Annotated in this window: 23 protein-coding genes; 6 read left to right on the plus strand and 17 right to left on the minus strand. The window is 63.5% G+C overall.

Translation table 11 applies throughout. From position 1 onward, the window contains the following. Positions 1-30: 30 nt before the first annotated feature. From LLJ08_RS06340 to LLJ08_RS06395, 12 genes are all read right to left on the minus strand, one after another. The gene (locus LLJ08_RS06340; RefSeq protein WP_336512832.1) at positions 31-1,191 is read right to left on the minus strand and encodes an MFS transporter; all 1,161 of its coding nucleotides are present in this window, start codon (positions 1,189-1,191) and stop codon (positions 31-33) included. 314 nt (positions 1,192-1,505) lie between these two features. Beyond that, positions 1,506-1,958, minus strand: a complete 453-nt coding sequence (locus LLJ08_RS06345) for a DUF305 domain-containing protein (protein WP_228208503.1) — start codon at positions 1,956-1,958, stop codon at positions 1,506-1,508. Positions 1,959-2,146: 188 nt separating this feature from the next. Next, complete coding sequence (rloA3, locus tag LLJ08_RS06350; protein ID WP_228208504.1) at positions 2,147-2,668, minus strand: retropepsin-like aspartic peptidase RloA3; 522 nt, start codon at positions 2,666-2,668, stop codon at positions 2,147-2,149. A 55-nt stretch (positions 2,669-2,723) separates the two neighbouring features. Continuing rightward, positions 2,724-3,692: a LysR family transcriptional regulator gene (locus tag LLJ08_RS06355; protein ID WP_125853079.1), complete on the minus strand. Its 969-nt coding sequence runs from the start codon at positions 3,690-3,692 to the stop codon at positions 2,724-2,726. Positions 3,693-3,698: 6 nt separating this feature from the next. After that, positions 3,699-4,373: a TetR/AcrR family transcriptional regulator gene (locus LLJ08_RS06360; RefSeq protein ID WP_221104003.1), complete on the minus strand. Its 675-nt coding sequence runs from the start codon at positions 4,371-4,373 to the stop codon at positions 3,699-3,701. 262 nt (positions 4,374-4,635) lie between these two features. Further along, positions 4,636-5,433, minus strand: a complete 798-nt coding sequence (locus LLJ08_RS06365; RefSeq protein WP_101274744.1) for an outer membrane protein OmpK — start codon at positions 5,431-5,433, stop codon at positions 4,636-4,638. Positions 5,434-5,807: 374 nt separating this feature from the next. Beyond that, positions 5,808-7,094, minus strand: coding sequence for a hypothetical protein (locus tag LLJ08_RS06370; RefSeq protein ID WP_228208505.1), 1,287 nt, complete (start codon positions 7,092-7,094; stop codon positions 5,808-5,810). Positions 7,095-7,141: 47 nt separating this feature from the next. Beyond that, a complete protein-coding gene (locus LLJ08_RS06375; RefSeq protein WP_042926478.1) occupies positions 7,142-7,633 on the minus strand; it encodes a curli production assembly protein CsgB in 492 nt (163 codons plus the stop codon). 263 nt (positions 7,634-7,896) lie between these two features. Next, on the minus strand, positions 7,897-8,727 hold the full coding sequence (locus tag LLJ08_RS06380; RefSeq protein WP_036998768.1) for a CsgG/HfaB family protein: 831 nt from the start codon (positions 8,725-8,727) through the stop codon (positions 7,897-7,899). 22 nt (positions 8,728-8,749) lie between these two features. Then, positions 8,750-9,166, minus strand: coding sequence for a curli assembly protein CsgF (locus LLJ08_RS06385; protein WP_090521420.1), 417 nt, complete (start codon positions 9,164-9,166; stop codon positions 8,750-8,752). After that, entirely contained in the window at positions 9,163-9,546 is a 384-nt protein-coding gene (gene csgE / locus LLJ08_RS06390; protein WP_041014648.1) for a curli production assembly/transport protein CsgE, read from the minus strand. The genes LLJ08_RS06385 and csgE overlap by 4 nt, the downstream gene beginning before the upstream one ends. Continuing rightward, positions 9,543-10,193 carry a helix-turn-helix transcriptional regulator gene (locus LLJ08_RS06395; protein ID WP_228208506.1) on the minus strand — a complete coding sequence of 217 codons (651 nt, stop codon included), beginning with the start codon at positions 10,191-10,193 and terminating at the stop codon, positions 9,543-9,545. The genes csgE and LLJ08_RS06395 overlap by 4 nt, the downstream gene beginning before the upstream one ends. A gap of 246 nt (positions 10,194-10,439) precedes the next feature. Here LLJ08_RS06395 and LLJ08_RS06400 point away from each other — a divergent pair, with 246 nt between their 5' ends. From LLJ08_RS06400 to LLJ08_RS06410, 3 genes are all read left to right on the plus strand, one after another. Next, complete coding sequence (locus LLJ08_RS06400) at positions 10,440-11,075, plus strand: LysE family translocator (RefSeq protein ID WP_221103999.1); 636 nt, start codon at positions 10,440-10,442, stop codon at positions 11,073-11,075. Between the two features lie 76 nt (positions 11,076-11,151). Continuing rightward, a complete protein-coding gene (locus LLJ08_RS06405) occupies positions 11,152-11,607 on the plus strand; it encodes a VOC family protein (RefSeq protein ID WP_228208507.1) in 456 nt (151 codons plus the stop codon). A gap of 102 nt (positions 11,608-11,709) precedes the next feature. Then, positions 11,710-12,684 (plus strand): SDR family oxidoreductase, encoded by a 975-nt coding sequence (locus LLJ08_RS06410; RefSeq protein ID WP_228208508.1) that lies wholly within the window; start codon positions 11,710-11,712, stop codon positions 12,682-12,684. Positions 12,685-12,691: 7 nt separating this feature from the next. On the opposite strand, the gene metR is transcribed toward LLJ08_RS06410, so the two are convergent. Both metR and LLJ08_RS06420 read right to left on the minus strand, forming a co-directional pair. After that, positions 12,692-13,618 (minus strand): transcriptional regulator MetR, encoded by a 927-nt coding sequence (metR, locus tag LLJ08_RS06415; protein WP_228208509.1) that lies wholly within the window; start codon positions 13,616-13,618, stop codon positions 12,692-12,694. A gap of 168 nt (positions 13,619-13,786) precedes the next feature. Beyond that, complete coding sequence (locus LLJ08_RS06420) at positions 13,787-14,377, minus strand: exopolysaccharide biosynthesis protein (RefSeq protein WP_228208510.1); 591 nt, start codon at positions 14,375-14,377, stop codon at positions 13,787-13,789. 161 nt (positions 14,378-14,538) lie between these two features. Between LLJ08_RS06420 and metE the strand changes: the two genes are divergently transcribed. Then, positions 14,539-16,848, plus strand: a complete 2,310-nt coding sequence (gene metE / locus LLJ08_RS06425; protein ID WP_228208511.1) for a 5-methyltetrahydropteroyltriglutamate--homocysteine S-methyltransferase — start codon at positions 14,539-14,541, stop codon at positions 16,846-16,848. 49 nt (positions 16,849-16,897) lie between these two features. Here metE and glpD read toward each other — a convergent pair whose 3' ends face one another. Continuing rightward, a complete protein-coding gene (gene glpD, locus LLJ08_RS06430; protein WP_228208512.1) occupies positions 16,898-18,442 on the minus strand; it encodes a glycerol-3-phosphate dehydrogenase in 1,545 nt (514 codons plus the stop codon). Positions 18,443-18,514: 72 nt separating this feature from the next. Between glpD and ybaK the strand changes: the two genes are divergently transcribed. Continuing rightward, entirely contained in the window at positions 18,515-18,985 is a 471-nt protein-coding gene (ybaK, locus tag LLJ08_RS06435) for a Cys-tRNA(Pro) deacylase (protein ID WP_041014641.1), read from the plus strand. A 68-nt stretch (positions 18,986-19,053) separates the two neighbouring features. Here the strand turns inward: ybaK and LLJ08_RS06440 are convergent, their stop codons facing one another. Then, positions 19,054-19,578 (minus strand): ankyrin repeat domain-containing protein, encoded by a 525-nt coding sequence (locus LLJ08_RS06440; protein WP_228208513.1) that lies wholly within the window; start codon positions 19,576-19,578, stop codon positions 19,054-19,056. 240 nt (positions 19,579-19,818) lie between these two features. Here LLJ08_RS06440 and LLJ08_RS06445 point away from each other — a divergent pair, with 240 nt between their 5' ends. Further along, on the plus strand, positions 19,819-20,046 hold the full coding sequence (locus LLJ08_RS06445) for a DUF3820 family protein (RefSeq protein WP_003280237.1): 228 nt from the start codon (positions 19,819-19,821) through the stop codon (positions 20,044-20,046). 21 nt (positions 20,047-20,067) lie between these two features. On the opposite strand, the gene LLJ08_RS06450 is transcribed toward LLJ08_RS06445, so the two are convergent. After that, positions 20,068-20,601, minus strand: coding sequence for a hypothetical protein (locus LLJ08_RS06450; RefSeq protein WP_014821075.1), 534 nt, complete (start codon positions 20,599-20,601; stop codon positions 20,068-20,070). Positions 20,602-20,720 lie beyond the last annotated feature (119 nt).

Raw genomic sequence — 20,720 nt, forward strand, 5'->3', positions numbered from 1 at the left:
GTAAGTCTCATCAGGCGTGCGGCTGCAGGTTCAGGCCCTGCTTGTGGTTGTAGGTGTTGGCAGGTGTCCATGGCGACGCAGGGCGGCGAGCAGTAACAGCAGGGTTGCGCCTGCGGTCAGGGTGAGGACCACGTGGAAACCTGCGAGGTGTTCGAAACCCGTCAGCTCGCCATCGGCAGCCGTACCCAGGTAGGCGGCGGAGGCCAGGCTGCCGAGGCCGGCGGCAACGTTGCTGACGGACCCGTGCAGCGCCATGAACGCGGCGCGTTGATGGGGCGCCGGAATGCTCGCGGCGACCGTCGTGGTGCTGCTGGTGCGCAATGTGCTGAGTGCCATGAACAGGCTGAACACCAGCAACAGCGGCAGTGGAACCAGCAGGGCGAAGCCGAGCAGCGTGATCAGTGCCAGCAGGCCGCTGCTGCTCAGGACCAGCCGGCGGGCGTGGCCGCGATCGATCCAGCTGCCGCCCAGACGCACGGCGGCCAGGCTGGCCAGCCCACCGCACAGGTAGAGCACGCCGATGTGTTCGCGGGCGAAGCCGAGATTGAACTGGAAGAATGCGGAAAAGTGCGGCACCAGCAGGAAGTGGCTGAACATCTGCAATGCGACAAGCGCCAGTGCCCCCAGGCACAGCGGTGAGCGCAACAGCGGGCGCAGCACTCCTGGCGGGCGTGGGTGTGGTTGCGGACTGGGGAAGAGGATGTGACAGCCAAACGCGAGCGCCAGGCCAACCGCGGCAATGCCCAGCATCGGCGCGCGCCAGCCCAGCCAGCGCGCCAGCTCCAGCGCCAGAGGAGTGACGAGGATGGCGGCGAGGGAGAAACCCATCGCTAGGCGGGCGAGCTGCCGGCCCCGTTCGGCTGGCGGGATCAGATCGAGCAGGCTTGCCATCAGCACCGCGCCCAGGGGGCCGGCGACGAATGCGCTGAGCACGAAGAGCCAGGTCAACTGGTGCGCATCGGAGGCACCTGCGCAGGTACCGAGCAGGACGAAGCGCAGGACGAGTAGGGCGAGCAGCACCGGCTTGCGCTCGAAGCGGTCCAGCCAGGCAGCACTGAGCGCCGAGCCGAGGGCGGCTGCCAAGGTCGCGGCGCCAGCCAGATACCCAATGCGGTCGGCGGGCATGTCCAGTTCGCGGACGAAATCCGGGCCGAGCGGCATGATCATCATCAGGCTGCCGATCGATAGCATGCTAATCAGTGTGGCCAGCTGAACAGCCGTTTTTATTTGTCGATCTGCATCCATGTACATAACGCCGCTGGGTGAGGCGGTGCATCTTATGCAGCTATAAACGCGAATTCAAATGCAAATCGTTATTGTTTGGTTGTGATTTGTGGAGATGGAACCGGATGGAGGCGGCCTATGGGCGGAATGGCGGGGATGGCGCATGGGGCATTCGATACCGTAACTCGCACGAAAACTCTCGAGATGAACCTATATCGGAGGTCGGCTGCGCCGCCTGATCAGGCGGCGCCAGCGATCCGTGCTGTACGACCTGCGCTGGTTCAGTCGCGTGCTTCGAGGTCCTTGATCAGCGCTTTCATCTCGTCGATCTCACGGCGTTGCGCCTCGATGATGCTGTCCGCCAGCTCGCGCACCCTCGGGTCCTGAATATCCGCCCGCTCGCTGGTGAGGATGGCGATGGAGTGGTGCGGAATCATCGCCTTCATCCACGACACCTGGTCCACCGTCGCCTGGCTGCGCACCAGCCACAAGGACACTACGAACACCAGCGCGCTGCCGGCGAAAATGGCGATGTTCACCCCACGCCGCGGATACATCTTCAACATGAACGCCAGCATGACGATTGCCATGGTCGCGCCCATGATCAGCGCCATGTAGGCGCGGGTTTCGCTGAACAGGATGTGGTCGGTCTGGAACACGTTCAGGTACATCAGGCCGAACATGACCAGCGTCGAGGTGGCAATCATTGCGCCGAATTTGGCGTAGGGCTGCATAGGCGTGCTCTCCTCTCGCGATGACTGGTGGGGCGGCAGATTGCCAGCCCACTCCGTCATCTCGACAGCCCTCGGTCGGTGCCGTTCACGTTTCTCGGCCACGCCAGCGGCACGCACTGGCCGACTTCGATGGCCTCGCCGCGCTGACCGCAGCGTACTCGCCGCCGCGGATCAGTGAGCGCCGCGGATCAGCGAGTGGCCATCTGTTCGCAGCTGGGCTCTATGGTGAACGTGCGCGCCGAGTCGACCGGGCCGAGCTTCTCCAGGGTGCGGCGGCCGAGCAGTACGGGGTAGTGCATTTCATCGCGATCCCTGAGCGAGAACTGCTCCTCGAGCAGGCGATCGCCGATGCACACCTTCATCAGCACCACCGGACGATCCTCTTTGCCGCCGGCGCCGCGGACGGTCAGTTCGCGATGCAGTTTGCGCTCGATGCGCGATTTGACCAGCTTGTCCCGTTCGATGTCCTCAAGGTCCAGATCGAAGCGGACCCACTCGTCACCGTCCCGCTCGAAATACTCGATGTCTTCGGCATGCATCGACGAAGTCAGCGCGCCAGTGTCGAGCTTGAACTTCACCGTGACTTCCTCGGGAAGCACCTTGCCACGCTCCACCCAGCCGAGCGGTGTGCCGTCGGCGGCGAGGGAAGGGAGGGTATGCAGGGACAGCAGCACAGCGGCGGGTATGGCCAGTAGTCGTGACGATTTCAATGGCAACTCCGGGGGTAGTGGCTTCGCTCAATAGAGCGAAATCTGCCGCGGACGTTCAGCGCACCGTGGATTCGCCGCTGCGACCGGTCGGCGATCGACTACCTTGAGCCGCTTCGCGTTCGCCGATCTGTTCGCTCAGTGCACGAACGAAGGCGTCCACCGCGACCGGCAGGTAACGCGAGCTGCGCACGTACACGCCGAGGTCGCTGAACACCGCGCCGCCATCGTTCAGCGGTACGTGCACGAGCGTCCCGCCGGCCAGCTCGGCTTCGATGCCGATGCGTGTCTGGAAGGCAACCCCGGCACCGCGCTTGGCCATCTGCAGGGCCAGCTCCACGGAGCTGGTTTCCAGCGGCGCCTTGTGCCGCGGGCGAGTGCGCGCCAGCAACGGTGCCAGCAGGTGATGGATGGACAGATCGCTCTTGGCTAGGATCAGCGGGTATTCGGCGCAGGTGGCGAAGCTCACCTCGGCGCGTTCGGCCAGCGGATGCGAGGGGGGAACGATTGCGCCGAGACGGAAGTGGCCGACGCCCAGCTGCTGCAAGTCAGCGGTACGCGGCAGGGCAAAGGCCAGGCCGATGTCCGCCTGGCCGCTGATGACAGCCTCGGGAATCGCCTGCGAGCCAAGGCTGGTGACGCCCACGGTAACCCGCGGATAGCGTTCGCGCAGCTGCTCCAGCACGCCAGGTAGAAGATCGGTGGTGACGCCGGATACCGTGGCGATTTCCACATGGCCGGTGCGTAGGCCCTGCAGTGCGTCCAGTTCGGAGCGCACACGCTCGGCGTCCTGCAGCACGACGATGACATGGCGGGCGAAGATCTCGCCGGCGGCGGTCAGCCGCAGTCCGCCGGGCAGGCGTTCGAAAAGGGGCGCGCCGATCTCGTCTTCGAGCTTGAGAATCTGCCGGTTTACCGCCGACGAGGCGACGTTGAGCCGGCGCGACGCCTCGCGAATCGACTGGCAGCGCCGCACCATGTCGAAGTAATGGATGGCCGGGGAATGGATGCGCAGCTTGCGGGCCACGGTCGGTCAGCGATCCGCGGGCGGAGGTGGCGTCAGTCCGCAGCCCTTGAGGATGATGGCGATCAGGTTGTCGCTGGCGTGGGCGAAATCGGCGCGGGTCATGCGCTTGCCGTTGATGCGGCGGATCTGATCGGAGAAGTCGGCATAGTGTTGGGTGCTGCTCCAGATCATGAAGATCAGGTGCATGGGGTCGACCGGGTCCATCTTGCCGGCGGCGATCCAGGCGTCGAACACCGCGGCGCGGCCACGGAACCAGTTGCGATAATCCTGGTTGAAGTGCTCGGAGAGGCACTCGCAGCCGCTGATGACCTCCATGGCGAAGATCTTCGAGGCCTGCGGATGGCGCCGCGAGAATTCCATCTTGATGCGGATGTACTCGGCTAGGGCAACGGCCGGGTCATCGTCGACGGTCACATCGTCGAAGGCGGTATCCCAGAGTTCAAGGATATGCCGCATGACCTCGACGTACAGCCCCAGCTTGCTGTTGAAGTAATAGTGCACGTTCGCCTTGGGCAACCCGGCACGGGTGGCGATGGCGTTCATGCTGGTGCCCTTGAAGCCGTAGCGGGCGAACTCTTCGGCAGCTGCCGCGAGGATGGTTTCCTCGTTCTTCTGCCGAATGCGGCCGGCGGGCTTGCCCTGGGCGGTGTAGAGCGGCTGGGGTGCGTTGTTCTTGTCCATGTTCCCTGTCCGTGAGCGCGCTGGCGGTTGGCCTGGTCCACTATGCGGAGCGGGCCTGCTGCGTGTTGAGGATGATGGCCTATGCGCTGCGTTCATTCGCCTCGCAGCCCCCGGGAAAGGGTGTCGGACCGCCCGGGGTGATGGTCGAGCCGAGCTGATTCTGCACGAGTTTCGCTGTTCGATGCAGCCGTTGCGCTTGTGACGGCGAGGATCGCGGCCGGCACCGAACGAGAGCCGCCCGGTTTGCGGGCGGCGAGGCGCATCAGAAGTGCGCCTTGACGATGAAGTTGGTGACGTTGTTGTCGGTGTTGAAGGCGTCGGAATCTTCGATGCCGTACTTGTTCGACCAGTAGTCGTATTCGATACCGACATAGAGCTTGCCGGGCGTGTAGTCCAGTGCCTTGCCGAGGTCGTACTTGACCTGCGGGTTGAAGTGGAAGTTCTTTTTCAGCTCGGTGTTGCCATTCTTCTTGTCGTTGACGACCCAGTCGATATAGCCGTCGAAGAGGATGTCCGACTTGCCCACCGGGAAGGTCATGGCCCAGGTCGGAGTGATCTGCCACTGGCCGCCAGGCTTGCCGGTGATGCCGTCGGGCTTGCGGTAGTAGGTGTTCAGGGAGAAGCGGTCGAAACCTGGAATAGCCAGATCCACGGCCGGGCCGAGCAGATAGTTGCGATTACGGCCTTCGCCGCGTTCGTAGGTCGCGGAGATCAGCACATCCTTGATCGGTCCGAAGGACAGGTCTGCGCCGCTGATTTTGCCCAGCGACAGGCGCGGGCTGAATTCGCCGTAGTAGGTGTGGCCATCGCTGCCGGAGATGCCGTTGTACCACTTGTTATCGACGAACAGGAACATGTCCCCCCAGGTCCAGCCGCTGGCATGTTCGAAGGTAATGGTCTGTTGGATGTCGCCTTCCTTGCCACCTGCAGAGTCGACGGCGAAGTTCTTGCCGTACAGGTAGGTGAGGCTGTTGTTCTGCCAGAGCATTGGGCTGGCCATGGCTTGGCTGCTGAGGATGAACCCGGCCGCGAGGGCTGCGGTGGTCAGGCTGCGCTTCATTGAGTGTGTCTCCGTATTGGCATTTGAATGAGCTTGTAAGTTGTCCAAGCGGTCAGGCTTTGGTCACAAAGCAAGCGTCGCGCCAATACCGAGGATCCCAATGAGGTTCTTGATAAGCCATTGATGGGAAAAGATTTATTTTTCGCAGGCGAAACGTTTTGACTGATGACAGGGCTGCCGGATGGGAGGTGGGCGCGTTGGCGTGACCTGACCGATGCGTCAGCTTGCTTCAGTTTGGGGCGCTGCGATGGCCGATCGCCAGGCTCGCCACCGAAACGGTGCGTCGACTGGTCAAGGCAAAGTGAGGTGGGAATCGCGGAGGGATGAAACGCAACTGCCGGCAAGGCGCCGGCAGTCGGGTGTAGCGAACGAACTTACTGCTGGGTGACCAGGGCGGTGTTGTTCCAGCCGCTCTGGTTGATGTAGGCCGCATTGCCGTAGCCGGCCTGGCTGGCGATGGCGTCGTTGCCGACACCGTTCTGAGTCACCTTGACCAGGTGTTCGGCGCCGTTCTGGCTCAGCATCACGTCGTTGAACGAGCCTTCCTGGCGAACGGTGGCCAGGTTGTCGCGGCCGTCCTGTTCGATATCGGCACTGTTGTCCCAGCCATAGCTGACGCCGACGATTTCGTTGTCGCTACCATGCTGCACGGCGTTCAGCTCGTTACCGGCGCCGTCCTGATGGAAGTGCAGATCGTTGCCGCGGCCCTGCTGCTCCACTGAGGCAACGTTGAAGCCGCCTTCCTGGATGGTCTTGGCAGTCTGATTGCGGCCGTCCTGATACACGTCGGCTTCGTTGCCGATGCCGGACTGCTCGGTAGTGGCGGTGTTGTTGCCACCGAACCAGCCGTTGGTCTGCGTGATGCTCGAGTCGTTGCCGACGCCGTGCTGCACGACGAAGGCGTTCTGCGCATTGCCGCTCTGGTCGACGTCGACGCTGTTGTTGCTGCCGTGGGACTCGACGTATGCCTCGTGCTGCAGGCCAGTTTGCGAAACCATCGCATCGTTGCGCCAGCCGCTCTGCTCGACCTCGGCAATGGAACCACTGCTGAAGACCTGCATCACTTGCGCATCGTTGTCGACGCCCTGCTGGGTGATGGTTGCGCGGTCGTGGTTGCTGAGGAACTGGGTGATGCTGGCGCTATTCAGGTCGCCGTTCTGGTTGACCACCGCCTGGCTGCCATAGGTGGCGGTCTGGGAGATCAGGCCGTAGTTGTCCTTGCCGTCCTGGTTGGTGGTGGCGTTGGTCATGGTCGCGCCGGACTGGAACGTCTCGGCAACGTTGTTGACGCCTTTCTGGTTCTGCGTGGCGCCAGTCTTGTAGGTGCCGGTCTGCTCTACCAGTGCATCGTTGCCCCAGCCGCTCTGGGTCTGGGTCGAGCCGGTCATCAACGTGCCGCTCTGGCGGGATTCGGCATTGTTGAAGTTGCCGGTCTGGGTCTGGGTGGCGGTAGTGGCTTCCGAGCTGATCTGCTCGACCATTGCGTCGTTGCTGAAGCCGCTCTGGTTTTGTGTGGCGAAGTTGCCCGAACCGCCGCTTTGCAGCACTTCTGCGTTGTTGTTGATGCCGTGCTGGTTCTGCTCCGAAGTGTTCTCGGCGGCAAAAGCCTGGGCAGTGGCGACGGTCAGAATGGCTGCTACAAGAGGTTTGAACTTAAACATTTTTGTCACTCCATGGATGTTTTAAGTACAGCGGTATTTCCTTGGGATTAGCGGTACTGGCGAACCACTACCGTCAGACCTCGGCCGCTCTGGCTGACATTGCTGCTATGCCCGCTGCCGGTCTGTTCGATGAGAGCGCGATTGCTCGAACCCTGCTGTGCGATGGCGGCGCGGTTGTCCGAGCCGTTCTGTTCGATGTGGGCGTCATTGTCGAAGCCGTTCTGGCTGATCAGCGCTGCGTTGCCTTGGCCGATCTGCTCGATGCTGGCGCCGTTGGCGTAACCGTTCTGGATGATGTAGGCCTCCAGCTCGGAGCCTGATTGGGCGATGCGGCCGGTCATGTTTTCGCCGGATTGCTGGATCAGCGCCACGGCGCCCTGGCCGCTGACGCCAGCGTGGGCGGATGGGTCTGCCGTGAGGTAGGCCAATTCGTTGGGGGCGAGATCGATCGAGGCGGGGATGTCGGCGTGGCTGGCGGTAGCCAGTAGCAGAACTGCGGGTAGCAGCAGGTCATGCGCAATCCGTTGCGAGCGTGTCATGGCGTCCTGTCCTGATGGGCTCTGATGTCGACATACTTGCCCCTAATCGGGGCGGCGAACATCCATCCAATGATTGAAAATGTTGTGATCTGGTGCGTAACGGGTGGTGATCAGGGATGCACGCTGCTGTCTCTGGGTGCGCTGCCCGGAAGCTCATGCGCAACGGCCGGGCAGACGGCATCGCTATTGAGCGTGCCGTCAGCCGGGAAGGGGATTGCTAGGAAAGCTGAAGCGTCGTCGGCGTTGCGCCGACGACTTGGATCTCAGTCCAGCTTGCTCAGGTACTTGCTCAGCGCCGGATGCTCGCCACCGCTGCCTTCGGCGGTCTGCCAGAGGCGCCGGTCGACGCCCTGGGCGATCAGGTGCGCCACGGCAGCCTCGATCGCCGAGAGTACGCAGAGCTGCGCCGGCTCGTTGGTGGTGTAACCCGCCTCCGCTTCGAGCAGTTCCTTGAACTCGATGAACTTGTAGACGTTGGCGCTACGGCCGACGGAGAAGATCGTCTTGGTGGTCATCACGTTCGACAGCACCCTGCCGCTGCGCACGTCGATGGCCCGCAGGTTCACCGTGACCTGATCGACGCGGTATTCCTGCGACAGTCCGATGCCCAGATAGCGCGCACCCTGGCCGCCACTGCGCACGTTGGTTTCGTAGGCGACGATGGCACCTTCCATGATGATGTTGGCCGCCAGCAGCGACGGCAGCTCGGACTGGATATTGGGTGCGACATCCGGCTTGGCTTGCGAGGCGCGGATGATCTTGCGCTCGGTCAGCACGTTCTGCAGGCCTTCACGCTCGAGCACCACGAACCAGCCACTGGCCTGCATGGCATCGACCAGCATGCTGGCCGCGCCCTGGGTCACCGCGGTGGAGAAGGAACTGGCCGGAGTGGGCTTGTACTGGCCGGTCTGGTCGCGAAAGCCGTACACCGCAGCCACCAGCGGACCTTTCGGGCGCGGTAGCGCCAGGAGATCCTGGTAGGTGGAGGTGCGTGGGGTCAGGGTTGGCGGGTGCTGGTCGGCAGACATGGGCTCGCGAACGGCGCAACCCTGCAGTACAGCCATCATCCCTATGGCTACGAATAGGCTTCTCATGGCCTTTGTTTCTCCTTGGGGGTCAGTTCTGACCGACTATGATTTCGGACATTTCGCCGGTGAGCCGGTCGGTGATTTCCACGATCAGCATGCCGGCGTCGCCGTTGTAGACGCGCACGATGAAATCGTCGGTGGTCACGGTGCCGGTCTTGCCATCGGTCACGCCGCTGAGCAGATCGCCCAGCAGGCGCGACTCCAGCTGGCTGGTGAAACGGTCCAGGGCAGACTGGTTTTCCAGCAGCGAGGAGCGATCGATGGCATCCGGGTCCTTCTTGCTGTTCTGCGCCTGCGCGTTGCCGAGCAGCCAGGCACCGTTGAGCGGGCTACCGCCGAAGGATGGGTTGACGGGGGTGTACACCAGCTCGGTAGCGCTGGCGCCAGTGCTGAGCAGCAGGCTGGCGAGCAGCGTGCCGAGCGCCTTATGAATGTGCTGTTTCATAGTTCGTCCTTGGCCATGTCAATGTTGTCTTCGAACAGCGCTTCGATCTTGCGCCGGTTGATTTCCTGCACTACGTAATCGGCAGCCTCGTAGGCCGGTTCCTTCATGTCCGCCACGTTGGGCTGCAGGAAGCGGCGATACAGGGTCTGGTTCTCGTGCTCCACCCAGACCAGAACGCCCCAGCGCGCCGAGGGCCTTTCCTTGATGGCAAGGTTGAAGTCCAGGGCGCTGATGTCGTTCAGGCGCTCGCAGAAGCGCAGGTAGAACTCGTGACCGGAGCGGGAAACCGTGTTGTTGGTGATGAACCCTTGCAGCTCGGCTTCGTCGGCCTGAGCGGTCAGGCTCAACAGCAGCAGAAGCAGCGCGGCGGTGCGTTTCACGACACCACCTCACCAACGTGGGCCAGCACCAGCGAGGCACCCTGGGCGCGATTGCTGGCGCCGAGCTTGCGCAGCGCGTTGTGCACATGGCTCTTGATGGTGTGGATGCTCAGGTGCAGCCTCTCGCCGATCGCCGCATTGGACAGACCCTGGCCGGCGAGCGTGAGGATCTGCTTTTCGCGCAGGGTCAGCTCGTCGATGACCTGATGTGCGTTGCTGAGCTGCCGGTAGCGACAGAGCAGCGTTTCCATCAGCTCCCTAGGTAGCCAGTCGCCCCCGGCGAGCATGGTCTGGATACCGCGGACAAACATGGCGCGTGGCGTCGCGCGGTAGAAGACCCCGCGGATCCATGGGTGCGTTTCAACCAGTCTGCGCGCCTGATCGGGCTGGGCGTTGATCAATGCTAGCGGTGTGTCGCCGAACTGGCGGAGCAGGTGCACGCAATCGTTGCGGTCGTAGCTGGCGACATCGAGTAGCACCAGCGCGGAATCGATCTGTTCGGATCGCGGCGTGACCATATGCACCAGCGTGCAGCTGGGGCAGTCGTACAGGTGCTGGCGCAGCGTGCTATCGAGCAGCTTGCTGGCGGAGAGAAGTGTTATGCGGAATTGGGCGGGCTGGAAAGCCGGCGCGACATCGTCTTTCATTCGCATGTCCTTTGCTGAATGTTGATGGGCAGTCCTTGGTTGCGTGACGCGCAGAGAGCGGTCCCGTCTGGCAATAGAAAGTAGTTCAGCTTTGCGACAAAAAAAAGTCAAAAATTAAAATCAGTGTCAGCATCCCGACGAAAAGGCGATTGAAGAGAATCTTCTGGCTCCGGGGAGGGCTTCTCTCCTAGAGTCCGATCTATTGAGTGACGGCTTTGGTTCGGTCGCATAGATGGAGATGGAGCGATGGTTGATCCCGTGTTCTGGCTGGTGTTCTTCTCGGCGGCGCTGGCACTGAATCTGTCGCCCGGGCCAGATCTGCTCTACGTGATTTCACGCACCCTGAGTGGCGGCCGCCGCATCGGCATGATTTCCGCCTGCGGTGTATGCAGCGGGGCGCTGGTGCATGTGGCGTTCGCCGCGCTGGGCATCTCGGCGATCCTCGCCACATCGGCGCTGGCGTTTACGGTGGTCAAGTACGTCGGTGCTGCCTATCTGCTTTATCTCGGCTATCAGGCACTGCGCTCGGCCGGCGGCGGAACCGTGCTGGCCCTCAAGGCAGCGCCGCGTGCGTCCGCTTGGAAGGCCTACCGCCAGGGCGTGCTGGTCGATCTGCTGAATCCCAAGGCGGCCATCTTCTTCATGGCTTTCCTGCCTCAGTTCGTCCGCCCCGAGCATGGCTCCGTACCGCTGCAGCTGCTGGTTCTCGGCGTGCTGGTGGTTGTGGTGGCGATCATCATCGAGTGCGCTGTGGTGCTGCTGGCGGCCCGCGCCACCCAGGCGTTGCGCGACAATCCGGCCATAAGCCAGTGGCTGGACCGGGCGCTGGGCTCGATGCTCATCGCGCTGGGTATTCGCCTAGGCTTGAGCGAACGCCTCTGAAGAGGGAATTGATCGCCCCCTTGCGGCTCTCATGAGAGAAGGGCGGCCCTTCGGCAGCCCGTGATGGGAGCTGCGTATGTCACAGCAGAGCAAGAACACCTCGGCCAGCCTGATCCCCTGCCTGCGCTATCGCGACGTGGACAAGGCCATCGACTGGCTGTGCCACGCCTTTGGTTTCGAGTGCCAGCGCCTGTACCGCGACGACCTGGTCGGCATCACCCATGCACAACTGGCTTTCGGCAACGGCATGCTGATGGTCGGGCCGGTAGTGGATTCCGAGTACGGCCAGCAGCTGCGCCAGCCGGACGAGATTGGCGGCGCATCCACCCAGGGCATTTACGTGATCGTCAACAGCGCCGATGCGCTCTACGCCCAGGCCAAGGCGGCCGGGGCGCAGATCGTCGTCGAGCTCAAGGACGAGGATTACGGCGGTCGCGGCTTCACCTGCCGCGATATCGAAGGGCATCTGTGGAGCTTCGGCACCTACGACCCCTGGGCGGACGAAGCGGCGGGAAGCGTCGCCCAGGCTTGAGTACGTTCCTGCGCGCGGGGCATCGCGCCGACCATCGGGGGGAATGTTCGGCGCGACGTCGCTGTCAGCTTAACTACGACAGCAGACTGCGGAGGAACGACGATGGCCTACGGAAAACTCTACGGCGCCCTGGTGGTGCTGACCGGTGCGTCCAGCGGCATCGGTCGCGCCGCTGCCCAGGCTTTCGCCCGCCAGGGCGCGCGGCTGGTGCTTGCCGCGCGCGACGCCGAAGCGCTGACGGAAACCGCCGATGAATGCCGCGCGTTCGGTGGCGAAGTCATGGTGGTGCCCACCGATGTCACCCACAGCGACGAGGTCGAAGCACTGGCCAGCGCTGCGGCGGAGTTCGGCCAGGGGCGCATCGATGTGTGGATCAACAATGCCGGCATCGGCGCGGTCGGTGCGTTCGATGAGACGCCAGTGGATGCCCATGAACAGGTGGTGCAGACCGATCTGCTCGGCTATCTGCGTGGTGCCCATGTGGTGCTGCCGTACTTCAAGCAGCAAAAGAGCGGTGTGCTGATCAATACGCTGTCGGTCGGCAGCTGGGTGGCGCAACCGTTCGCGGCGGCCTATTCGGCCAGCAAGTTCGGCCTGCGCGGCCTGTCCCAGGCGCTGCGCGGCGAACTGGGAGCCTGGCCGGGGATTCACATCTGCGATGTGTATCCCGGCATCGTCGATACCCCCGGCTTTCGCGACGGCGGCAACTACGCCGGGCGCTCGTTGCAGCCGCCGCCACCGCTGCTCGATCCGCGTCAGGTGGCCGATGCCATGGTCAGTCTGGCCCTGCATCCGCGCCACACCACGTCGGTCGGCGCGACCGCCACATTGCTGCGCCTGGCGCATTTCCTCACCCCGGGCTTCGATCGACTCAATGGGCTGCTGACCGGCTTCGCGCTTGGCCGCGCGCAGCGAGTGGCGCCCTCGTCAGGCAATCTCTTTCATCCGCCGCTGGGCCAGCGGCGCATCGATGGCGGCTGGCGCTCGTCGCCGGATGATGACAAGCGCTGGCTGCTGATCGGCGGCGTGGCAGCCGGGTTGATCGGTCTTGGCGTATGCCTGGCGCGGCGGCGCTGACCCGCTGTCAGCGCACCTTCGGCGCGGCACTGACGCCTTCGAGCGTGGCGAAGGAGGTGTCCTTGGCGGTCAGCAGGAAGTCGCGCATGAAGGGTGAATCGAGCATGTCGGCGCGGATGCCCGCATAAAGCGTGGCGAACAGCCCCTTGTCGCCCAGCCGTTTGGCGGTGACGTAGCCGCGTGAACTGTATTCGTGCAGTGCCCAGTTCGGCAGTGAACAGACGCCGCGCCCCGACGCCACCAGCTGCATCATCATCACCGTGAGTTCCGAGGTGCGTACCTGTGCCGGCTCGATGTCGACCGGTTCGAGGAAGCGGGTGAAGATATCCAGACGGTCGCGTTCGATGGGGTAGGTGATCAGTGTCTCGCTGGCCAGGTCTTCCGGGCGGATGTACGGCCGCGCGGCCAGTGCATGCTGGTTCGCCACCGCCAGCAGGGCCTCGTAGGTGAACAGCGGCACGTAGGTGATGCCGGGCAGTTCCAGCGGGTCGGAGGTCACCACCAGATCCAGATCGCCGCGCGCCAGGGCCGGCAGCGGGGCGAAGGAGAAGCCCGAGGCCAGATCCAGTTCGACCTCGGGCCAGGCATCGCGGAACTGGTCGATGGTCGGCATCAGCCACTGGAAGCAGCTGTGACATTCGATGGCCATGTGCAGCCGCCCGGCGGTGCCGCCGGCCAGACGGGCGAGGTCACGCTCGGCACCGCGCAGTTGCGGCAGCATCAGATCCGCCAGTTGCAGCAGACGCAGGCCGGCACTGGTGAACCGCACCGGACGGGTCTTGCGCACAAACAGTTGCAGGCCGAGTCGCTCTTCGAGTTCCTTGAACTGATGGGACAGCGCCGATTGCGTCAGATGCAGGCGCTCGGCGGCTTCGACGAGACTGTCGGTTTCCCGAAGTGCATGAAGCGTCTTCAGGTGACGGATTTCCAGCATGCCGAACTACCTTGCGAAGCGGGATCAGCACGGCCTCGAGCAGCAGGCCTGATGTTCCCTGAATGAATAAGCAGATGAGCAACGCTCATCCGCCGCAAGTGTGTCCCAGCATCTGGATGCTGTCGAGTGGCCGCTACGCAAACGGCCGGGCCATTCAGAACCAGAGCCTCAGAACCAGAGCCGCGAAACCATGTAGGCCAGACCAAAGAAGAACAGCAGCGCGGCAACGATCATCGCGCCGTCGCGGGCCATCATGCCCAGCCCCAGCACGCTCAAGGCCGCGCCGGCAGTGGAGTTGCCGAACGGGATCAGCTCCAGCGGCGGCATGGTGGCGGCGATTGCCAGGCACAGCACGGCATTCAACCGATTCGCCAGGCCGTTGGTAAGGAAGGTCAGCCGCCGCTTGAGCAGGCGGTCGACGAAGCCGGCAACGCGATGCAGGAAGGCTATGGCCTTGTCGTACTTGCTGCGCGAGGCGCTACGTCGCAGCAGCCATTTGGGTAGCCAGAAGTGCTTCCGGCCGATCAGCAGCTGAATCGCGATCAACGAAACCATCACCGCGAACACGCTGGGCAATCCGGGAATTCCCGACAGCGGCGAGAACACCAGCAGGCCTGGTACCAGCAGCAGGGCACCGAAGCTGCGCTCATCGGTGGCTTGCAGCATGCACTCGATGGTCACCGGCTGGTCGGGTTCGCCGGCCTGTTCGAGACGCTGCAGCAAACTTTCGAGATTCTGCGGTGGCTGATCCGGATTCATGAATGCGCCTGGTAGGGAAGGTCTTCTTTTAGAGGCTCGAGGCCCCGAAATGCTCCTGCATGAATATTTCTATATTTCAAATGTAATTACGTGAGTTTGTTTCACGCAGTCGTGGCGCGGACAATCAGCGCATTCATGCAGAACGACATTTGGAGTGAGAAATGGCTGTAGCGCACAACCTTGGATTTCCACGCATCGGTGCGGACCGCGAGCTGAAGAAAGCCCTGGAGGCATATTGGAAGGGCGAGCTGGACGAGCAGGGGCTGCGCCAGGTTGGTCGCCAGCTGCGTGCACAACACTGGCAAGCCCAGGCCGATGCCGGTATCCAGTTGCTGCCGGTGGGCGACTTCGCCTGGTACGACCAGGTTCTTACGCACTCGTTGATGTTCGGCGTGGTGCCGCAGCGCTTCCGCCCGGCCGATGGCCAGCCGACGCTGGACACGCTGTTCGCCATGGCCCGTGGCGTGACCAACAGCTGCTGCGGTGGCGGCCAGGCCCAGGAGATGACCAAGTGGTTCGATACCAACTATCACTATCTGGTGCCGGAGTTCAGCGCCGATCAGGAGTTCCAGCTGTCCTGGTCGCAACTGTTCGAAGAGGTCGAGGAGGCGCAAGCGCGGGGTCACACGATCAAGCCGGTGCTGGTCGGACCGCTGACCTATCTCTGGTTGGGCAAGCTCAAGGGTGAAGATGCCGAGGGCTTCGACAAGCTCGAGCTGCTCGAACGCCTCCTGCCGGTCTACGGCGAGGTGCTCGACCGGCTGGCGTCGCAGGGTGTCGAGTGGGTGCAGATCGACGAGCCGATCCTCGCCCTCGACCTGCCGCAGGACTGGAAGAATGCCTTCGAGCGCGCCTACAACCTGCTGCAGCGGGCCCCGCTGAAGAAGCTGGTCGCCACCTACTTTGGCGGGTTGGAGGACAACCTCAGCCTGGCCGCCGCGCTGCCGGTGGACGGCCTGCATATCGATCTGGTGCGTGCGCCGGAGCAGTACCCGCTGATTCTCGACTGGCTGCCGACCTACAAGGTGCTGTCGCTGGGGTTGGTCAATGGGCGCAACGTCTGGCGCTGCGACCTGGACAAGGCCCTGGAGGTGGCGCGGCATGCCGCCGAGCGTCTGGGTGATCGTCTCTGGCTGGCGCCGTCCTGCTCCCTGCTGCACAGCCCGGTGGACCTTGAGCGCGAGGACCGGCTCGATCATGAACTGAAAGGCTGGCTGGCCTTCGCCGTGCAGAAATGCGCCGAAGTGGCGGCGCTGGCCCGTGCCATCAACGAGCCGACGAACGAGGAAGTCGCGGTCGAGCTCGCGCGCAGCCGTGCGGTGCAGGCGGCACGTCAGCACTCGCCACGCATTCACAAGCCGCAGGTCCAGGCACGCCTGAATGCCATACAGCCACAAGACAGCCAGCGTACCTCGGTGTTCGCTGCGCGAATCGAACAGCAGCGCGCGCGGCTCGACCTGCCGGCGTTCCCCACCACGACCATCGGCTCGTTCCCGCAGACGCCGGCTATCCGCCTGGCGCGGCAAGCCTATAAGCAGGGCCGGTTGTCGCTCGGCGATTACACCGAGGCGATGCAGGCCGAGATCCGCCATGCGGTGGCGGTGCAGGAGCAGATCGGCCTGGACGTGCTGGTGCATGGCGAAGCGGAGCGCAACGACATGGTGGAGTACTTCGCCGAGCAGCTCGATGGCTATGCGTTCACCCGTTTCGGCTGGGTGCAGAGCTATGGATCGCGTTGCGTGAAGCCGGCGGTGATCTACGGCGACCTCAGCCGCCCGCAGCCGATGACCGTCGACTGGATTCGCTATGCACAGCAGCAGACCGACCGGGTGATGAAGGGCATGCTCACCGGGCCGGTGACCATGCTGATGTGGTCGTTCGCTCGTGAGGACGTGTCGCGTGAGGTCCAGGCGCGGCAGCTGGCGCTGGCGATCCGCGACGAGGTCTGCGATCTGGAAGCCGCCGGCATCCGCATCATCCAGATCGACGAGGCGGCGTTCCGCGAGGGCTTGCCGTTGCGTCGCGCGCAGTGGCAGCACTATCTGGACTGGGCGGTCGAGGCGTTCCGTCTGTGTGCCAGCGGCGTACGCGACGAGACGCAGATCCACACCCACATGTGCTACAGCGAGTTCAACGACGTCATCGAGTCCATCGCGGCGATGGATGCCGATGTCATCACCATCGAGACCTCGCGTTCGCAGATGGAGCTGCTCGAAGCCTTCCGCGCCTTCGACTATCCCAACGATATCGGCCCGGGGGTCTACGACATCCACTCGCCACGCGTGCCGGATACGGCCGAAATGGTGCAGCTGCTGGAGAAGGCCGCCGAGTGCATCCCTGCCGAGCGGCTCTGGGTGAACCCGGATTGCGGGCTGAAGACCCGCGCCTGGCCGGAGACCGAAGCGGCGCTGGTGAACATGGTGGCGGCTGCCCGTCAGCTGCGTGCCTCGCGCAACGCCAAGGTGGCCTGACTTCAGCGCTGGCGCGGCGCTCCAATGCGGAGGGCTGCGCCGTGACCCATCAGCCTTGGGCGACGTGGTCGAAGTGGGTCAGGCGCTCGGCTGTCCGGCCATCCAGATAACGCTGCAGCAGTGCGACCTCCGCGGGCTGCATGAACAGGCCGAGCTTGGTGCGGCGCCAGAGGATGTCTTCTGCCGTCTGCGCCCATTCCTCGACCATCAGATAGTCCACCTCACGCGCGTGCAGGCCGGCACCAAAACACTCGCCAAGGTCCTGCAGTGAATCGGTGCCCTTGAGCAGCAGCCAGCTGCGGCTGCCGTAGGTGCGCGCCCAGCGCCGCGCAATCGGACCGGGCAGCCATGGATAACTGGCGCAGAGCGCGTGGGCCAGCGCCGATGGCTCGTCCAGATGCTCACCGCCAGGCAGGGCGGCGTCGTGCGTCCAGGGCTGTTTCATTTCGGGAAACAGCGGTGCCAGCTGCGCCAGTGCCGCTTCGGCGAGCTTGCGATAGGTGGTCAGTTTGCCGCCGAATACCGAGAGCAACGGTCCCTCACCGGCGCTATCGCTGAGTGTGAGCGTGTAGTCGCGGGTGATCGCCGAGGGCTGGTCGGACTCGTCATCGCAAAGCGGCCTGACCCCTGCATAGCTGTAGCGGATGTCGGCGCGGTGCAGCTGATGCTTGAAGTGCGCGTTGACGATGGCTAGCAGGTAGTCGATCTCCGCGTCGGTGATCTGCACTTGCGCCGGGTCGTCGTGGTACTCGTGATCGGTGGTGCCGATCAGGCTGAAGTGGCTGAGATACGGCGTGATGAACACGATGCGCCGGTCCTCGTTCTGCAGGATGTAGGCGTGATCGCCCTCATAGAGTTTTGGCACGACGATGTGGCTGCCCTGGATCAGGCGCATGCCGTGAGGCGAAGTCTGCCGGAGCTGCTCTTCGATGAACGAGGCTACCCACGGTCCGGTGGCGTTGACCAGCGCGCGGGCGCGGATCGAAAACCGGCTGCCGTCCTGACGCTCCAGATGCAGATGCCAGAGCCCCTTGCTGCTGCGCGCGCTGACGCAGCGAGTGCGGGTGTGGATATGCGCACCCAGCTCGCGTGCGGCCATGGCATTGAGTACCACCAGCCGCGCATCGTCGACCCAGCAATCGGAATATTCGAAGCCGTGGGTGATCTCGTCCTTGAGCGGGCTGTCGGCACCGAAACGCAGGCTGCGCGAACCGCCGAGCTTTTCGCGCTTGCCGAGGTGATCGTAGAGAAACAGGCCGGTGCGGATCATCCACGACGGGCGCAGATGCGGACGGTAGGGCAGCACAAAGCGTAGCGGGGTGATGATGTGCGGCGCCTTGGCCAGCAGCACTTCGCGCTCGGCCAGCGCTTCGCGAACCAGGCGCAGCTCGTAATGTTCGAGATAGCGCAGCCCGCCGTGCACCAGCTTGCTGCTGGCTGAGGAGGTGTGTTCGCCCAGGTCGCCCTGCTCGCAGAGAAACACCGACAGGCCGCGCCCGACGGCATCGGCGGCGATACCTGCGCCATTGATGCCGCCGCCAACCACGGCCAGGTCGTAGACTTCCGCGAGCGGTGCAAGAAGAGGATGATTCATGGGCGCTTATAACTACCGATTCTTTGTCGCCTTACGTTACCGCCATTCATCAATCATTAGCACTACAAAGCCATGACACCTGCCATCGACCTGTTGAAAAAAGCCCGAGCCGAGCACGCCGTACACAGTTACGAACACGATCCCAAGTCTGCGTCCTATGGACTGGAGGCGGCGGAAAAGCTCGGGCTTGATCCGGCGCGGGTATTCAAGACGCTGCTCGCCTGTAGCGAGAAGAACGAGCTACTGGTCGCCGTGGTGCCCGTCGCCGGCACCCTCGATCTCAAGGCGCTGGCCCAGGCGGCCGGCGTGAAGAAAGTGGAGATGGCCGATCCGATGGCGGCCCAGCGGGCCACCGGTTATCTGGTCGGTGGTATCAGTCCGCTGGGGCAGAAGAAGCGTCTGCGTACCTTTATCGACAGTTCTGCGCAGGCGCAGGCGAGCATCTACGTGAGCGCTGGTCGTCGCGGGTTGGAAGTCGAGTTGGCCCCAGCCGTGCTGGCTGAGCACAGCAAGGCTGTTTTTGCGTCGATCGGGCGCGGCTGATAGCTGATAGCTGCGAGGGGCCCGGTCAAGCGAGGTGAAAATTAGCACTGCGCCGAAACATCGGTGCGTCAGCTGGAGACCAGGCTTCGCAACAACGCCTGGGCGTCCTGAGCACCCATCATGGCTGCGGCGACCAGTGCTGTGGCGCCATTGGCGTCGACGGCTTGCGGGTTGGCACCCCGGGCGATCAGGTGTTCGATGATTTCGGTACGGTTGAACATGGCTGCCATCATCAGAGCGGTTTTGCCGTCCTCGCAGGGGCTCTCGACATCGGCGCCGTGCGCCAGCAGCAACTCGATCATGTTCAGGTCGCCCTTGAAGGCTGCGCCCGCCAGCGGCGTATGATCGCGAATATTGCGCAGCTGCGGATCGGCGCCATGCTCGAGCAGCACACGACTGGCTTCGAGGTGGCCGTGGTAGCTGGCGAGCATCAGCAGGCTGTCACCGGCGTGATTGCGAAGATCGGCTGGCATGCCCTGACTGAGCAGTTCACCAAGGCGCGAGCTGTCGCCGTTGCGAGCGCTGTCGAACACCTGCTCGGCGAAGGCGAGGGTGGCGTCATCCAGTTCTGGCAGTTGTCTGGGCGTTTGCATCGCGGTTCTCCATGGCTGTCAGCAGTTCGCCTGCCGTGTCGAGAGCCATTGTGGTTATCGGGCTGGCGATGCGCCAACCAAGGCTTTCTATCCTGCGGATAGGCGCTCTGTATGTGCGCCCAGTCCCAAGCGATGGCCAGCCCGAAGGAATATGGGAACGCCATCGGATCAGGCTCGCGTGTCAGAAGCCGGTGCGGTTGTGGCAGTATTCGACGGCCCGACACTCCGATGCCCGAAGCGATGAAGCCTGAAGATCTCGAACGCCTGGTGACCCAGACGATGCCCTACGGTAAGTACAAGGGCCGGTTGATAGCCGACCTGCCGGGTAATTACCTCAACTGGTTCGCCCGCGTCGGCTTCCCGCCTGGCAGCCTCGGCCAGCTGCTGGAGCTGATGCACGAGATCGACCACAACGGGCTTTCAGCCCTGTTGGAACCCTTGCGCCGCCGCAACGCCTCGCGCGGCTGATCGCCGGCGAAGTGCCTACCGTCACGGTTGCTCGGTTTGCTCGCGCAACACCTCCAGGGCCGGCGCGGCATAGATGCCTACTTCCACCGCCAGCTCCATCAGTCGTGGCACATCGCAGGTGTAGACCAGCACCGCCTGCAGCTCATCGTCCAGCGGCTCGCTGAAGTCCACCAGCACGTAGCCACCTTTCTCCGGATACAGGCTGCTCAGCTGCACCTGAATGCGGTTCAGCGCTGTCAGCGGCTCGGTCTTGGCGAGCTGCTTGGGCTTGAGGACGAAGGTCACGCTGTCGCCGAAGGACGCGACGATCTGTGTGAACAGCTCCTGATAATCATCAGCCTGGAACAAGACCGTCTCCGGCAGGCTGCCGACCACTACCCATTCGCCGAGAGGAATGGGAAAGCTGTCGTCGTAATTGATGTCCGGGTTGGCCTGTAGAAATGCCTGCGGATCGGCGTACGCCTCCGCGGCTTCTGCCGCGACGCGGCCAATTTCGTCGTCGGTCATGCAGCCGGAGCTGATAAGGCTGATCAGTGCGGCAAGTTGGTCTTTCATGGGTGTTCCTGAGCGAGTGAGCACGCAAGGATAACCAAGGTCGTTGTCTCGTGTGCAGCGCTGGTTGCGCAGCGGGCCGCTGTGTCTGGTATATGCAAAGCAGTTCTAAGCTTATTCTG

This window comes from Stutzerimonas chloritidismutans (genome assembly GCF_020783375.1).
Lineage (GTDB): Bacteria > Pseudomonadota > Gammaproteobacteria > Pseudomonadales > Pseudomonadaceae > Stutzerimonas > Stutzerimonas kunmingensis.